Source organism: Betaproteobacteria bacterium (genome assembly GCA_009377585.1).
In the GTDB taxonomy this organism is placed as follows: Bacteria; Pseudomonadota; Gammaproteobacteria; order Burkholderiales; family WYBJ01; genus WYBJ01.
This window is the reverse complement of the sequence record WHTS01000055.1, coordinates 1-16,292: the sequence shown is the minus strand read 5'-3', so window position 1 is coordinate 16,292 and position 16,292 is coordinate 1. Positions and strand designations below refer to the sequence as shown.

The window sequence follows — 16,292 nt, the reverse complement described above, 5'->3', positions numbered from 1 at the left end:
CGCAAGCGGGAATCCAGAACGAGACTGCGCCTGGACCCTCGCGTTCGCGGGGGTGTCGAACTTTTGACCCAGGACACCAGTTCGAGATCGCGCACCCCCGTCATGCCGCCCGAAACGACCCTCGAAGGCCTGCAGCAAGCGCCCGCCGCGAGACGGTGGCGCAGCGCGCTCACGCAGGAGTCCGTCGTCACCGTGATCGCGGGCGTCCTGATCGCGGTCGTGGTCCTGCTGCCGCTCGCCACGATGATCGTGAGCAGCTTTCGCGTCCTCGACCCCCTGGGGTTCGATACCGAGTGGGGGCTCAAGAACTACCGCGCGCTCTTTTCCGATCGGCTCATCGCCAAGGCATTCGTCAACACCATCCTGATCTGCACCGGTGCCACCCTGCTCGCGACCTTTCTCGGCGTGTCGCTCGCCTGGATCAACGCCCGCACCAACTGCCCCTGGCGCGACAAGCTCGAGCCGATCAACCTGATCCCGTTCTTCCTGAGCCCCTTCGTCGGCGCGATCGCCTGGCACAACCTCGGCGCGTCCAGGACCGGGCTGCTGAACGTATGGGCACGCGATCTGTTCGGCATCCAGGGCCACCTCATCAACGTCGACAATCTCTACGGCATCATCTGGGTCACCGGGATATTCTTCGCACCCCTGGTCTACCTGTTCGTGGTCGGGGCGTTGCGCCGCATGGATCCTTCGCTCGAAGACAGCGCGCGCACGACCGGGGCCGGACTCCTGCGCACCACTTTCACGGTCACGCTGCCGCTGGTGCTGCCCGGAATCCTCTCCGGCGCCATCATCGTGTTCGTCACGACCGCGGGCGAGTTCGGCGTGCCCTTCAAGCTCGGCGCGCCCTATGGCTACGAGACCTTCACCACCCAGATCTTCTCCAAGGCCGTGGGCGATGACGCCAATCACTACATGGGCGCCACCATGGCGATGGCGCTGGGGCTGATCACCGCGGTGTTCGTCTGGATTCAGCAGCGGATCATCGCGCCCAAGGACTTCACCACAGTGACGGGCAAAGGATTCCGTCCCAACGTGGTCGACCTGGGGCGCTGGAAGTGGGTCGCCCTGGGCTACAACCTCACCTTCGTCCTGGTGGCGGTGGTGCTGCCGCTACTGTGCCTGCTGGTCGTGAGCCTGCACCCGGTGTGGGAAGGCGAGATCATTGCGCGCGACCTCACGCTGCACAACTACAAGAAGGTGCTGTTCTTCTGGGATCCGGAAAGCATCTCGGCCGCCACCAACGGCATCATCAACAGCTTCATCCTCGCCTTCGCCGGAGCGACCATCGCCATGGTGGTGGCGCTGCCGGTGAGCTACATGATCCAGCGCCGCAAGGGCTTCGGTTCCCGGCTGCTGGATTTCATGTGCACGGTGCCGATCGGCTTCCCGGGGATCGTGCTGGCGATGGGCGTGCTGGTGACCTACATCCAGACACCGCTGTATGCGACGCTCTGGATCCTGCTGCTGGGCTACATCACCCGCTTCTTTCCGTATGGCCAGCGCAGCGTATCCGCCGTGCTCGTCACCTTGTCCGAGGAGCTCGACCAGAGCTCCCGCATGGCCGGAGCATCCTGGCTCACCACGCTCAAGCGCGTGACCATCCCGTTGCTCAAGCCCGGCATCTTCGCCGGCTGGATCCTGCTGTTCATCATCTTCCTGCGCGAGCTGTCGATATCGATCATCCTGTACACGACCGGCACCGAGACGCTTTCGGTCGGCGTCTACTATCTCGCGAACTTCGAGAACGAACCGCTGACCTGTGCGCTCTCGGTGGCTCAGACGGTGGTGCTGCTCGGGTGCATCGTGCTGTTCCGGCGCGTCGCGGGTGACGAGGCGATCAGCGCCTGAGAATCGAGAACCCCGCCATGCAAGCCACACCTGCCGAGACCGCCTATCTCGCCGTCACCGGTCTCGTGAAATACTTCGGCGACGACCGCGCCGTCGACGAGGTGTCGTTCGCCGTTGCGCGCGCAAAGCTCCTCACGCTGCTCGGACCCTCGGGTTGCGGCAAGACCACCACGCTCATGTGCATCGCGGGCCTGCATCGCTTCGACGTGGGTGAGATCGCCGTGGGCGGGGTTCCGTATTCATCGCCCGCGCGTGGTGTTTTCGTCCCGCCCGAGAAGCGCGACATCGGCATGGTGTTCCAGAGCTACGCCATCTGGCCGCACATGACCGTGACCGAGAACGTCGCCTACCCGCTTTCCATCCGCAAGCTCGACCCGGCCGAGATTGCCGAGCGCGTCGACGCGGCGCTGCGCCTGGTCGGCCTGCAGGAATTCGCCGGCAAGCTCGCCACCCAGCTTTCGGGTGGACAACAGCAGCGGGCGGCGCTCGCTCGGGCCATCGTGTTTCGCCCCAAGCTGCTGCTGTTCGACGAGCCGCTGAGCAACCTCGACCTGAAACTGCGCGAGCAGATGCGCACCGAGATCAAGCGCATCCAGCGCGAGGTCGGCATCACCTCGGTGTACGTGACGCACGACCAGGCCGAGGCACTGGTCATGAGCGACGAGATCATCGTCATGAGCAAGGGGCGGATCGAGCAGCGCGGCTCCGCGCACGACATCTATGCCCGCCCGGTGAACCGCTATGTCAGCAACTTCATCGGGGTCGCGAACCTGCTCGAGGGCCGGGTGCTGCGGGTAACCGCGCCGGGCCGCGGCGAGATCGAGGTTTCGCACGACGGCCGCGGCGTCGTCGTACCCTGCCTGCTCGGCGAGGGCATTGCCGAGGGGGATTCGGCCCTGCTTTGCGTGCGCCCCGAGAACGTCAAGGCGCTGCCGCAGCCCAACGGCGACCCGCACATCGAAGGCGAGATCACGCACACCATCTTCCTCGGCAATTGCATCGATTGCCGCGTGCGCTGGGGAAGCTTCGAATGGAAGGTTCTGGCGCATCCGCGCGAGATGCTCGCGCGCGGCGATCGGGTCTACCTCTACCCCGACCCGAAACATTCGCGCGCGGTGCGGCCATAGAGGGATGCATGAGCTTCGTCGAGATCCGTGCTCTGGACAAGCGCTTCGGCTCGGAAGCGGCCGTGCGCGGCTTCGATCTATCGGTAAGGCAAGGCGAATTCGTCACGCTGCTGGGGCCGTCGGGGTGCGGCAAGACGACCACGCTGCGCTGCATTGCAGGTCTCGAAAATCCGGACGGCGGTGAGATCGCGATCGGCGGCAGGACCGTCGCCTCGCAGCCGCGCGCGCTATTTCTCGCCCCGGAGCAGCGCAACATCGGCATGGTGTTCCAGAGCTATGCGGTGTGGCCGCACATGACGGTGTTCGACAACGTCGCCTATGGGCTGCGCGTGCGGCGCACCAGCCGCGCCGAAATTAAACGGCTCACCCGCGAAGTGCTGGAGCGGGTCGGGCTGGCGCATCTGGCCGATCGCTACGCGAACCGGCTCTCGGGCGGACAGCGCCAACGGGTCGCGCTCGCTCGCGCCATCGTCTATCAGCCGGAGGTCATTCTCTTCGACGAGCCCTTGAGCAACCTCGATGCCAAGCTGCGCGAACAATTGCGCGACGAGCTCGCGCGCTTGCAACGCGAGGTCGGAATCACGTCGATCTACGTCACCCACGATCAGACCGAAGCGCTGGTGATGAGCGATCGCATTGTCGTCATGGACAAGGGCATCATCCAGCAGATCGGCGATCCGAAAACGCTCTACGCGCGGCCCGCCAATGCCTTCGTGGCGAACTTTCTCGGTGTCGCCAATCTGCTGCAGGCTCGCCTGATCGCGCGCGACGGCGAATTCTGCGAGCTCGAAGTGGCACCGGGGGAAGGTTGTGCGCCGCTTTACCTGCGCGCGAGCAGATTGAACGGCGTTCAGGTCGGCCAGCCCATCATCCTGAGCATTCGGCCCGAGGATCTCCGCCTGCACCTCGAGCCTCCGGATCAGGCCGGCAACGTCAATGTCATCGAAGCGCGGATCATCGACACGGTCTACCTGGGCAATTTTCTCGATTGCCGCCTGCGCGTCGGCCGCTACGAGCTGGGCGTGCAGATCGATCACTTCGAGCGCCTGGCGCCGGATCAACGCGTATACCTGAACTTCCAGCCGCAGCATGGCGTTTGCCTGAGCCAGTAGTCCTCCTGTCCAAAGCGCGGGTGGAAGCAACCGGCGCTGCTCGTCATCGACCATTTGGGGATTGTCGCGGCGAGGGATGCCCGCACACCACGGGCTCACCAGGCTGCTGGGGCTTTCTCCTTCGCCATCCGAAAGCATTCATCGCGGTCGGTCGGGCCGTGTTCTCGGCTATGAAAATGTGGCGGCCGGATTGGATACCGGCTTGCTGGCCTGACAGCGGAGCGCATCGTTGCCATGGCGCACGGGTTTATCGAGCGTTCCCTATTTCATGTCACGCTCGTCCCTCACCCCCAACCCCTCTCCCGGGGGGAGAGGGGAGCGTCGCGTCCGTATTGGACTGTCGTCCAATACGGAACGATCAATAATCGCAGGAAGTTCCTGGCTCGCGCGAGCCTAGCGGGGCTGTGTTACCCCTGCCGCGTTGCGGCCTTCCCCTGCCGCGTCGCGGCCTTCCTTTTTCCGATCCTCCGCCGGGCCGCCGGCCGCGGACAGGTTCCTCGCCGTATTGACCAGTCCCACATGGGAGAATGCCTGAGGAAAATTGCCGATCAGGCGGCGACGGTCGAGATCGTATTCCTCGGCCAGCAGCCCCACGTCGTTGCGTAACGTAAGCAAGCGCTCGAAACAACGGCGCGCTTCGTCGTAGCGGCCCTGCAGGGCGAGATTGTCGGCGTACCAGAACGTGCACGCGAGGAAGGCGCCCTCGCCCTCGGGCAGACCGTCGATATGCTCGCTGGTTCGGTAACGATCGACCAGGCCCTCGCGCATGAGGTAGCGCTCCACCGCGGCGACCGTACCGACGATGCGCTTATCGGTCGCCGGCAAGTACCCGACCAGAGGCATCATCAGCAGGCTGGCGTCGATCATCTTGCTGCCGTAGTACTGCACGTACGAACCCAAGTCCCGATCGAATCCTTGCTCGTCGATGTCGCGGCGAATTTGCGTGGCCAGGCTGCGCCAGCGCTCCACCGGTCCTTTGAGCCCGAACTGCTCGACCGACTTCACCGCCCGGTCCACGGCAACCCACGCCATCAGCTTCGAATGCGTGAACTGTCGCCTCGGTCCCCGCACCTCCCAGATGCCTTCGTCCGGCTGGTCCCAGTCGTTCTCGAGGAAACGCATCATCTCGCATTCGATGCGCCAGGCATCTTCGCTCGGTTCGAGGCCGACGCGGCGCGCAAGGTGCAGCGAGTCGATCACCTCGCCGTAGACGTCAAGCTGATGCTGCTGCCAGGCGGCATTGCCGATGCGCACCGGCTTGGAATTCTCGTAGCCGGGCAGCCAATCGAGCGTGAGCTCGGTCAGCCGGCGTTCGCCCGACAGGCCATACATGATGTTCAAGTCGTCCGGGCGGCCGGCAACCGCGTTCACCAGCCATTCCCGCCAGGCGCGCGCTTCGCCCATATAGCCGCCGTTGATCAAGGCATAGAGGGCAAAGGTCGCATCGCGCAGCCAGCAGTAGCGATAGTCCCAGTTGCGCACGCCGCCGATTTTCTCCGGCAGCGACGTGGTGACGGCGGCCACGATGCCGCCGGTCGGGGCGTACGTCAGGGCCTTGAGCGTGATCATCGAACGCATGACCGGATCGCGCCATTCGCCACCGTAGCGGCAGCGTCCCGCCCATTCCTTCCACCATGCTTCGGTATCGCGCAGGGTCGCCTCGATGTCGCTTTCGGCCGGTGGTGCATCGTAGGTGCTGCGCCATGCGAGCTCGAAGCCGACCCGCTCGCCCGCGTGCACGACGAACTCGGCCGTGGTGTGCATGTTCTCGCCGCGCAGACCCACGGCGGTGAACAGATACAACGAATCAGGCCCTGCGACTGCGCGCAAGCCCCGTGGTGTGCGTCGCACCCAGGGTACGATGGAGCCGTAGTCGAAGCGGATGACGAGCTCCAGGCACATCGGCACCTCGCCGTCGATGCCCTCGACCAGGCGAAACAGATGCGGACCGCTCGATCCCGGCGTCATCCAGTCGATGACCTTCGCCCGTCCGGCGCCGGTATCGAATTCGGTTTCCAGGATCAGGGTGTCGCCCCGGTAGGCACGACGTACATTGCGTACTTCGTGCCTGGGCGCCAGCGACCAGCAGCCGTTTTCGTTCGATCCGAGCAAGGCCGCGAAACACGCGCCCGAATCGAAGCGCGGGAAGCAAAGCCAGTCGACCGAGCCGTTGCGGCCGACCAGTGCGGCCGTGCGGCAGTCGCCGACCAGCGCATAATCTTCGATCTTGCTTGCCACGATAGCGATTGAGGCTCCCAAGAGATTCGAAAGTTCCGACGCTCAGCGATTCGAAAGTTCCGGCGCTCAGCCCGTACGCGAGTCAGCAAATGCTCGAATCGCCGCCGCACCCATCGTTGCAGGCGTCGTGCCCGCGGCGGTTCCACGCGCCCACGGGGCAAACATGCCCGCATCGCGCCGGGTTATCATGACGACAATCACCGGCGACAGGCAGGGTCATGTTCGTATCCACACGCAAGCACCGCTTCATTCGTACCGCACTCTGCGTCACGCTCGTTGCTCTGGGCGTATCCATGCATCCCGGCGATGCCGCCGCACAGAAATGGCCCGAGCGCAACGTGCGCATCGTCACGCCGTTCGGCGCCGGCGGCGGCACCGACATCTTCGCCCGCATCCTCGCGCAGCGCTTCAGCGAACGCCTGGGCCAGCAGTTCATCGTCGAGAACCGGCCCGGCGCGGGTTCCACGATCGGCACGGAATACGTTGCGCGTGCACCCGCCGACGGCTACACGTTTCTCATGACCTCGGCCTCGTTCTCGTTCAGCCCGGGCCTTTATCCCAAGCTGCGCTACAACCCGATCGAGGATTTCGTGCGCGTCTCGCAAGCGGTAAGCGTGCCGCATGTCATCGTCGTGCTGCCTTCGTTCCCGGCAAAGAACCTGCAGGACTTCGTGCGCCTCGCGCGTGAGCGGCCCGGCGACGTTCTCTACGCTTCGGCCGGACCGGGCAGCGCGATGCACCTGGCGGGGGCCCTGTTCGGCATCGTTTCCAAGACGAAGATCACGCACGTGCCCTACAAGGGCGGCGGCGCGACCACGACGGCGGTCATGAGCGGCGAAGCCACCACGGCTTTCAATACCCTGGAGACGGTGCTGGCGCTCATCCAGTCGAATCGGCTGCGTGCGCTTGCGGTCTCCACGCGCGAGCGCTCGCCGGCGTTGCCCGACGTGCCAACCGCGATCGAAGCGGGCATCAAGGACTACGAGGTGATCGGATGGTTCGGCCTGATGGCGCCCAAAGGCACGCCGTCCTCGATCATCGAGCAATTGAGCCGCGAGACGACAGCCGCGATGCAGAGCTCCGACATCCGCAGCCGGACCACGAAGCAGGGTGCGAAGCCCGTCGGCAGTTCGCCCGCGGAGTTCGAACGCTTCGTGCGCTCGGAAGTGGCGCGCTGGACCAAGATCATCCAGCAGGCCGGCATCAAGCTGGAGTAGATGCGCCCTACCCAGGAACCCGGCCCGCACCAGCAGGCAGCGTGACTCCCCTCTCCCCTCTCCCCTCGGGAGAGGGGCTGGGGGGTGAGGCCGGGAATTCGCGGACCATGGTCCGCGCCGGCCGAACGGCATCGGCGTGCATGCCGATGCGCGCACTGCAAGTGAGGGAAGTCATGAGCACGGCGCATAATTTTCCCTCACCCTCGATCCCTCTCCCGAAGGGAGAGGGAAGACAAGCTGACAGAAGCGAGAGGTCGCAGGAACGAGGACAGAAGATGGGTCGAGAAGTCGAAGAGCTCGCGCGCTTCGTCGCCGCCACGAGTCATGACGATATCCCCGAGCGGGTGCGCAGTCACGCGAAGCTCGTGCTGCTCGACACGCTTGGCGTCATCCTCGCGGGCAGTGAACGACCCGAAGTGCGCTCGCTCCATGAGCAACTCGCCCGCGGCGCCGGCATGGGCGCATCGGTGTGGGCGCGCGCCTGGCCGCACCACGACCCGCGCTCCGCTGCCCTGCTCAACGGCATCGCCGGGCGTGCGATCGAGCTCTGCGAGGGCTTGCGCCTCGTATCGGGCCAGGCCGCCATGCAGGTGCTGCCGGGAATTCTGGCGTTGTCGGAGTCTCGTGCCAGCAGCGGGCGAACATTGCTATCCGCGCTGATCCTCGGTTACGAGGTGGCCGGGCGCTTGTGCAGCGTCTTCACGCCGCGTCCGCTCGCGCATCAGAATGGTCAGGCCTCGTTGCTCGCCGCCGCCGCGGCCGGCGCCCGCCTGTGCGGGCTCGATGCCACCGGCATCAGCCGTGCGATGCGCATCTCGACCACACTGCTGCTCACGCCGAGCTACACCAACGTGGTTGCCGGGGCCACCGCGCTCAACGTCGCCGGCGGCATGAGCGGATTCGTGGGTGCGCTCGCGTCCGAATTGACGCTCGCCGGCTTCGAAGCGCAGGACGATGCCATCGAGGAAGCGCTCGGCCAGATGGTGGGAGCCGGCTTCGATGCGTCCCGCCTGCTCGACGGGCTCGGCTCGCAGTGGCAGATCACGCGCAACTACTTCCGGCTCTATGCCTGCTGCAACCCGATCCACCCCGCGCTCGACTGCCTGCGTGCGGCCCTCGCCGAGCTGCAGCCCGCGCCCGACGCGATCGAGCGCATCGAGGCGGCAACCTACCGCTTCGCTGCGGTCATGCGCAATCCGCAGCCGCCCAACTTCTTCGCCTCCAAGTATTCGCTGCCGCACGCGGCCGCCGTGCTGGCGGTGCGCGGCGATCTGGATCATGCGGCGATGGACGACAGCGCCCTGAACGACCCGGCGATCGCCGCGCTGAGAGCGCGCGTACAGGTCAGTGAAGATCCGGCGATGAGCGCCGTCGCGCCGCGGCTGCGGCCGGCCCGCGTGACGGTCACGCTGAAGGACGGAAGGCAGGCGACGCACGCCTGCGAAAGTCACCGGGGCGACTTCAACGACCCGTTCCAGCCCGAGGAACTGCACGCCAAGTTCCGCGGCTTGGCGGGACTCGTGCTCAATGACGAAGGGATCGCGTACGCCGAGTCGCTGTGCGCGGACATCGACCACGTGCCGGACATGCGAGACGCCATCGCCGAGCTCGGCCGGCACGCGCGCCGCTAGGTGGGAGGAGTGGCGCGAAGCCGCGGGGTGTGGCCTTCCCCTCCTCTCATGAGGAGGGGTGGCGCGAAGCGACGAGGTGGTGTGGTTCTAAAGATCGAAGCGTAAGCATCCTGGAGGAGCAAGCCATGATGGATCTCGTGATTCGCAGCGACCGGGTGGTCACACCGATCGGTGTGGCCGCCTGCGACGTGGCCATCGAAGGCGAACGCATCGCCGCGGTTGCGGCGGCCGGCACCTTCGGCGCCGCAGCCGCACGCCGCATCGTCGACGCGACCGGCGCGATCGTGATGCCGGGCGGCATCGACCCGCACGTACACTGCAAGTGGTATTCGCCGCAGCCCGATGGCAGCGTCGTCTACACCGATCCCGCTTCGGTGGTGAGCCGCGCCGCCCTCTACGGCGGGACCACCACCCTGATCGATTTCGCCCGCTGGACCCACGGCAAGACCATTCAGCAGGCGATCGACGATCGGCATGCGGAATGGCGCAACGACTGCTATTGCGATTACAGCTTCCACATCATGGTCGAAGGTGCGTTGCCGCCCGAGCTGTTCGAACAGATCGGCACTGCGGTGCGCTCGGGTTATCCCACGGTGAAGATCTTCACCACCGACATCACCCCCAGCCGCCGCGGGCGCATGGTGGACTTCGGCGACATCTGGGAAGTGTTTCGCGTGGTCGCCCGCGAACAAGGCATGTGCGTCATGCACGGCGAGGACAACGACATCGTGATGCATATGTACGAAAAGCTGATCCGCGAAGGGCGCGTCGGCTTCGAGCACATGGCGGAGGTGCACAACGCAATGTCCGAAGACATGTCGTTTCGGCGCATCCTTGCGCTGGCGCAGAACGTCCCCGGCATCGTGCTCTATTTCATGCACGTCAGCGCCGCCAACGGGGTTCGCGCCATTCGCGAAGCCCGCGCGCGCGGGCTGCCGGTGTACGGCGAGACGCTGCATCAGTACCTGATGTATACCGAAGAAGACTACAAGCGCCCCAACGGCCAGATCTATCACACCTACCCGTCGCTCAAGTCGCAGGCCGACCAGAACGAGCTCTGGGCCGGCACCGTGGACCGCACCATTCACACGGTCGCGACCGATGAGGTCTGCTGCGCGCTCAACGTGAAGACACTGGGAAAGCGCATCGACGACACGACCGGCGGCAACGTCGGCGTCGAGCCTCGGGTCGCCATCATGTATACCGAGATGGTGGGCCGGCGCGGTTACTCCCTGGAGAAGTTCGTCGACCTGGTGTCGAGCAACGCGGCCCGCATCATGGGGCTTTATCCGCGCAAGGGCGCGATCGCCGCCGGCGCCGATGCCGATATCGCCGTGCTCGATCCGGCCAAGCGAACCACCGTTCGCAAGGAGATGCTGCACGAGCAGGACTACTCGCCGTGGGAAGGCCACGAAGTCCATGCCTGGCCCACGCTCACGGTGCTGCGCGGCAAGATCGTGGTCGAGAACGGCAACTTCCTCGGCGCGCCGAGCGACGGAGAATATTTGCTGCGCACGATTTCCGAGCCCATTCGCAGCGGTGCGGCGTTGTAGCCCGGGCGCAGCGCGTGGACGCAATTCGCCTCGCACGCTTGCTGCAAGACACGCTCGCGCTGTGGCAGCTCGAGGGGACAGTCCGGGCGGATCCGGTTTCGGGCGCCGTGGTCGTGCAAGGACTGCCGGATGCCATTGCGACGGTCGAGCGTGCACCGGACGGCGATCCGTTTCGCTGGTACGTGCGCTGGCACGACGGCGCATCGGCCGCCACGCCGGCGCGCGTGCGGCCGTGCGGATCGCTCGTCGGCATTCTGGCGGCACTGCGGCGCGCGTTCGGCGTCGAGCGTGGGAGCGCGATCCGGATCGCGCCGCAGCCCGATGCGAGCATGCCGCCGCAAAATTCCGTCGCAACGTCACCGCCAGCGCGCGCAGAAGCAGATTCGACGCAGCCCGATACGGATGTGCCGCCGCAAGATTTCTCCGCAGCGCCGCTCGCAACCCGCGCAGGCGCGGATTCGACGCAGCCCGGTCGCGGCAAGAGCGTCGAGCGTGGCGATGAAACATGCAGTGTTGCTTCGCGCGCAGATGGCCGCATTCCGGTCACGATCCTCACGGGCTTTCTCGGCAGCGGCAAGACGACCCTGCTCGCGCGGCTGCTGCGGCATCGCGCGATGGGACGCACTGCGGTCATCGTCAACGAGTTCGGCGAGATCGCTCTCGACCACGACCTCATCGAGACCAGCGACGAGAGCTTCGTGCGGCTCTCGACCGGATGCCTGTGCTGCCACGTGCGCAGCGATCTCGTGCTGACGCTGGCCGACCTCGCCGCGCGACGAAGCATGGGCGAGCTGCCGCGATTCGAACGGGTCGTGATCGAAACGAGCGGCCTTGCCGATCCCGCGCCGATCCTGCATGCGGTCATGACCGATCGAACGCTGGCCGAGGCATACACGCTCGATGGCGTCGTCACCACGGCGGACGCAATCACGGGGCTGACCGCGCTCGATCGGCATCCCGAGTCCGTGCGCCAGGCGGCTGTGGCCGATACGATCGTTCTGACCAAGACCGACTTGCCGCAGGCGGATGCGGCGGCGCTGACGTCGCGGCTGCGTAGGCTGAACGGCGATGCGCGCATCATGAACATCGTTCGCGGCGAGGTTACGCCTGCCACGCTGTTTGCGAGCTCGCTGCATTCTCCCTCACCCCCGACCCCTCTCCCAGAGGGAGAGGGGAGTCACGAGCTGCCCTCTTCCGCACCTTCGACCGCTTCCTTGCAAGGGAGCTCGATTCTCCCCTCTCCCCCCGGGAGAGGGGCCGGGGGGGTCGGCCGGGAATTCGCGGACCATGGTCCGCGCCGGCCGAACGGCATCGGCCTGCATGCCGATGCGCGCACTGCAAGTGAGGGAAAACACACCCGAGCGCACGTCGCGCACATCGCTCATGACCCCGAAACTCACGCGCACACCGAAGGCGTCACGACCCGCTCTTTCGTCCGCGACCAGCCGCTGCACGCAGCCACCCTCGCGTTGTTCCTCTCCGCGCTCGCCGACAACTGTGGCGAGGATCTGCTGCGGCTGAAGGGCATCGTTCGAGTCGCCGAAACCCCGCAGCAGCCTGCCGTCATCCACGGCGTGCAGCACGTCTACCATGCGCCCGAATGGCTTGCGCGCTGGCCTTCGGCCGACGAGCGCACCCGCATCGTGTTCATCGGGCACCGCATACCGCCCGCATGGATGGAAAACCTGCTCGATCTGCTCGAGGACGAAGTAGCGGACGCAACCGCATCCCGAGCCGTGGCCGCTGTCGTGGCCGCTTGACAGCCGCCCGCGCCCGGCCGATCATCTGCGCATGTCGAGCCTGCAACTAGCCGAAGCCGCCGATCACGCTGCCGCCGAGGCAATGGATCGGTACGTGATCGTCAAGTCGACGATCTACACCTCGGGCGAGCGCGATCCAAGAGAGCCGCAGCCGCCGCAAGATACGCGCGGCAAGCTGCACCTCATGGGGCCCGATCCGCGCCTGCCGCGCATGCCCGACAAGCCGACCCTGTTCGACTTTTTCAAGTACCGCTTCGGGCCATGCACGCACATGCTGCAAAGCGCCCGGCTCGCGCAGAACAACGGGACGAGCGAAAAGATCGTGCTCGCCTGCCTGCTGCACGATGTCGCCACCAGCGGCCTCATCCGCGCCGACCACGGCTACTGGGCGGCGCAGCTGGTCGAGCCCTATGTCGACGAGGAAGTCGCGTTCGCCATCCGCTATCACCAGGCGCTGCGCTTCTACCCCGACGAATCGGTCGGCTACGAGTATCCGCAATCCTACATCCGGCTCTTCGGCGCGGACTTCAAGCCCGAGCCCTATGTCGATCGTGCCCACGAATATGCGCGCAATCACAAGTACTACATGAGTGCGCGCCTGCTGACCGTAAACGACCTGTACTCGTTCGATCCGAACGTGCATGTCGAGCTGGAAGAATTCACCGATATCGTCGGCCGCCACTTCCGCCAGCCGAAGGAAGGTCTGGGCTTCGACGAGAGTGCGTCCGCGCACATGTGGCGGACCATCAACTGGCCGACGCGGTACCTGTAGTCCGGCCCGCGGCGCTCGTGCGCCTCTGTAGCATCTCCCGCAGCGTCTTCCTGAGATCGGTCAGGTAGCGCACGTGCTCTTCCTCGATGGTATGCCGTACGCTTTGCTTGTACTGGCGCGCATACCAGGCGGCACGTTCCTCGATAGTACGGCGCATCGCTGACGGATCCGGCAACACCGCGTTGCCGAGCAGGATCTCGCGCACCCAGCGCGCCTGGTGCTCGAACACCATGTTGAGCGCGGTGTCGGTATTGAAGAAGCCCATGAAGTACAAGCCTGGCCAGCCCGGCGGCACGATCCGCATGTAAAGCCCGAGCTGGTTATCTTCGGCATTCACGATGTCGGGCTCAACGACATCGAGGTCGATGCGGTAGCCGGTGGCGGCGATCAAGACGTCGAATTCTTCGGCCGTGCCGTCATCGAAGCGGATGGTGCGGCCCTCGATGCCCGCGATGCCGCCCTTGACCTCGATGCGCCGGTAGGCGATGTCGGTCACCACGGTGGCATTGGACGTGACGTGCGTGAGCGTCTCGGGGCGCTTGAAGCCGAGCCGCGTGAGGTCGCCGTGCGCAAGCCAGGTGAGAAAGCGCGTGATCCGGCGCCGCAGCGGTCGCGGAATCCAGGGACGCTGGATTTGCGCCGTGATGTCGGTGAAGGCGCGCCCGAACAACAGCTTCGGCAGGATCAGAACGCCCGAGCGCGCGACCAGCACGCAGCGCGGCGAAGTGACGCAGACATCGCTCGCGATGTCGCAGGCGCTGTTGCCGATGCCGACCACGCAGATGCGCTTGCCGACATAAGGCTCCGGCGCCTTGTAATGATGCGAATGCAGATAGTCGCCGCCGAAGCGTTGCAGCTCCGGGATCTCGTAAGGCCGGGTGAGATGCCCGGTTGCGACGATTACGGCATCGAAGGTTTCGACCGTTCCGTCGGTGAGCTCCAGGCGCCAGCTCGGGGCTTCGCGCGCGGGCTCGAAGTCCGGGCGCACCCCCACGACCCGGCTACGAAAACGGATGCGCGGCGTCACGCCGAAATGCTCGGCATAGCGCACGAGGTAACGATGCATGTCGGCGTGATCGGGGAAGTCCTGCGTCTCAGCATCGAAATCGAGATCGCTGAAGCGCGTTACGCCGCGCGAGGTATTGATGTGCAGCGTCCGATAGGCCGACGAGCGTCCGTTGTCGTTCAGATACCACCACATGCCGCCGACCTGGCTGCCGATCTCGAACACGGATACGTCGAAGCCGACTTCCAGCAGGTACTTGGCCGCGCAGATGCCGCAGGCACCGGCGCCGATGATCGCGACACGCTGGCTGCCGCGCCGGTTCGGGCCCGCGACCGGCGCATCGAGCCCGCGCTGGTAGACCGACTTGGTGCCGGTCACAGCACGGAGCGCACCAGCCCGCCGTCGACGCGCATCGTCGTGCCGGTGATGTAGCTTGCCTTGCTGGAGGCGAGGAAAGCCACGATGTGAGCGAGCTCCTGGGGTTCGCCGATGCGCCCCACCGCGGTCTCCTCCGCGCGTTCGGCCAGCGCCTGCTCGATCGGCATGCCCTTCTGCTGTGCCCTCGCCGTGACGTTCGAAAGCATGCGCTCGGTCAGGATCGAGCCGGGACAGACGTTGTTCACGAGGACCCCATCGCGCCCTACTTCGTCGGCGAGGCTTTTCGCGAACGCCACCACGCCCATGCGCGTTGCGCCCGACAGCGCCAGGTTCGGTATCGGCTGATAGACGGTGCTGGCGAGGATGTTGACGATGCGCCCGGCGCCGATCGCCTTCAGGTGCGGCAATGCCTCGCGCGACATGCGCGAGAAGAACAGCAGCGAGCGCTGCACGGCGGTGGCCCATTGCTCTTCGGTGGCAGCGTGCGCCTGTGCGAGCGGCGGTCCGCCCGAATTGTTCACCAGGATGTCGATGCGGCCGAATCGGTCCACCGCGGCTGCGATAAGACTGCGGATCGTGTCGTAGCGATCGAGGTCGCCCGCAACGACCAGTACCTCGGCGCCGGTCGCAGCCCGGATTTCCTCGGCCGCCGTGTCGAGATCGACCTGCGAGCGGCTGCAGATCGCCAGCTTGCAGCCCTCCTCGGCCAGCGCCTGCGCGCAGGCGCGTCCCAGCCCTTTGCTTGCGCCGCCGACGATGGCGACCTTGCCCTTCAGTTCGAGATCCATGCCCCCTCCCCGTTTGTCGAAGCTAGCCGCGCGGCTTGACCCAGGTTTCCGACCAGGCGAGGCAGGCAGTGGTCGACTGCCGGTCGCCCCGCATCTCCATCCAGGGTGCGCCTGGCGCGAACCGTCCCGCGATCTCGAGCTGGGCCGAGCGCGCGGGGAAGAACGTGCTGAAGACACCGAGCGGCCGGTTGCCCATGCCCGGCGCCATGGTGAGCACGAACGGCTCGATGCAGTCGTACCAGGTGAGCACGATGCGATCGACGTCGGTGGCGATCGTCTCCACCACCGAAGAGCGCGGATCGCCCTTGCGCTCGAACTCGGCCTCCATGACCGGCAGCTCGAGATTCGCGAACGCCGGAAACAGCAGCGTCTCGATCGTCGCCTGCAGCCAGCGCGCGACTGCGATGTTGTCGCTGTAGATCTGCACGGCTCCGTCGATCAAGGGTGATGTCACGAACAGCGCATGACCCGCGCCTGCGGGACACCACAGCACGCGCCAATGGCTGACGCGCGAAGAAAGCGTCTGGCCGCCATCGAGGCTAAGACGGATGAAGGAATTCTCCCCGGTCATCAGGACTTCGTTCGGATCGACGGGTTGCGCCATCGCGGTTTCCTCCGTGTAAATACGAGTTGTCCAGCGCGCCTCGGCCCGCGATCGTTCGATGCCGTGACCGATCGCTTGCCCTTTCCGCCATCGTACCGTCATCTCGGGCCACGGCAAAGGCAGCGGAGAAGCGTTCGCTGCCGATCAGCCCGCCCAAGCCTGCAAGTTGAGAAACTCGCGGCGCGTTTTCGGTCCGTAGGTGAGAAAGGCGGGATCCGGCCGCTCCGAACGATAGGCCTCGCGCTCGGCTGC

12 protein-coding genes are annotated in these 16,292 nt (G+C 65.8%); 8 read left to right on the top strand and 4 right to left on the bottom strand.

Annotation, left to right across the window (positions count from 1 at the left end; genetic code table 11):
• Nucleotides 1-102: 102 nt before the first annotated feature.
• Genes GEV05_17365 through GEV05_17355 form a run of 3 tightly spaced genes read left to right on the top strand, consistent with a single transcriptional unit; the run spans nt 103 to nt 4,093 of the window.
• Nucleotides 103-1,854, top strand: a complete 1,752-nt coding sequence (locus tag GEV05_17365; GenBank protein MPZ45125.1) for an ABC transporter permease subunit — start codon at nt 103-105, stop codon at nt 1,852-1,854.
• A 17-nt stretch (nt 1,855-1,871) separates the two neighbouring features.
• A complete protein-coding gene (locus GEV05_17360; GenBank protein MPZ45124.1) occupies nt 1,872-2,981 on the top strand; it encodes an ATP-binding cassette domain-containing protein in 1,110 nt (369 codons plus the stop codon).
• 8 nt (nt 2,982-2,989) lie between these two features.
• Nucleotides 2,990-4,093, top strand: a complete 1,104-nt coding sequence (locus GEV05_17355; protein ID MPZ45123.1) for an ATP-binding cassette domain-containing protein — start codon at nt 2,990-2,992, stop codon at nt 4,091-4,093.
• Nucleotides 4,094-4,486: 393 nt separating this feature from the next.
• Here the strand turns inward: GEV05_17355 and GEV05_17350 are convergent, their stop codons facing one another.
• A complete protein-coding gene (locus tag GEV05_17350) occupies nt 4,487-6,331 on the bottom strand; it encodes a glycoside hydrolase family 15 protein (protein MPZ45122.1) in 1,845 nt (614 codons plus the stop codon).
• 218 nt (nt 6,332-6,549) lie between these two features.
• Here GEV05_17350 and GEV05_17345 point away from each other — a divergent pair, with 218 nt between their 5' ends.
• The 5 genes from GEV05_17345 (at nt 6,550) to GEV05_17325 (ending at nt 13,264) form a co-directional block, all read left to right on the top strand.
• Nucleotides 6,550-7,548, top strand: a complete 999-nt coding sequence (locus GEV05_17345; protein MPZ45121.1) for a tripartite tricarboxylate transporter substrate binding protein — start codon at nt 6,550-6,552, stop codon at nt 7,546-7,548.
• 107 nt (nt 7,549-7,655) lie between these two features.
• Nucleotides 7,656-9,179, top strand: coding sequence for an MmgE/PrpD family protein (locus GEV05_17340; GenBank protein MPZ45120.1), 1,524 nt, complete (start codon nt 7,656-7,658; stop codon nt 9,177-9,179).
• Between the two features lie 125 nt (nt 9,180-9,304).
• Nucleotides 9,305-10,732: an amidohydrolase family protein gene (locus GEV05_17335; GenBank protein ID MPZ45119.1), complete on the top strand. Its 1,428-nt coding sequence runs from the start codon at nt 9,305-9,307 to the stop codon at nt 10,730-10,732.
• Nucleotides 10,733-11,811: 1,079 nt separating this feature from the next.
• Entirely contained in the window at nt 11,812-12,492 is a 681-nt protein-coding gene (locus GEV05_17330; protein ID MPZ45118.1) for a hypothetical protein, read from the top strand.
• A 31-nt stretch (nt 12,493-12,523) separates the two neighbouring features.
• Nucleotides 12,524-13,264, top strand: coding sequence for a hypothetical protein (locus GEV05_17325; GenBank protein MPZ45117.1), 741 nt, complete (start codon nt 12,524-12,526; stop codon nt 13,262-13,264).
• Here GEV05_17325 and GEV05_17320 read toward each other — a convergent pair.
• From GEV05_17320 to GEV05_17310, 3 genes are read right to left on the bottom strand one after another with little or no spacing between them, the layout of a single operon-like run.
• Nucleotides 13,239-14,648, bottom strand: coding sequence for a SidA/IucD/PvdA family monooxygenase (locus GEV05_17320; protein MPZ45116.1), 1,410 nt, complete (start codon nt 14,646-14,648; stop codon nt 13,239-13,241). The two genes, GEV05_17325 and GEV05_17320, sit on opposite strands and share 26 nt — an antisense overlap.
• Complete coding sequence (locus tag GEV05_17315; GenBank protein ID MPZ45115.1) at nt 14,645-15,436, bottom strand: SDR family oxidoreductase; 792 nt, start codon at nt 15,434-15,436, stop codon at nt 14,645-14,647. The genes GEV05_17320 and GEV05_17315 overlap by 4 nt, the downstream gene beginning before the upstream one ends.
• A gap of 22 nt (nt 15,437-15,458) precedes the next feature.
• Entirely contained in the window at nt 15,459-16,040 is a 582-nt protein-coding gene (locus GEV05_17310; protein MPZ45114.1) for a hypothetical protein, read from the bottom strand.
• Between the last annotated feature and the right edge of the window lie 252 nt (nt 16,041-16,292).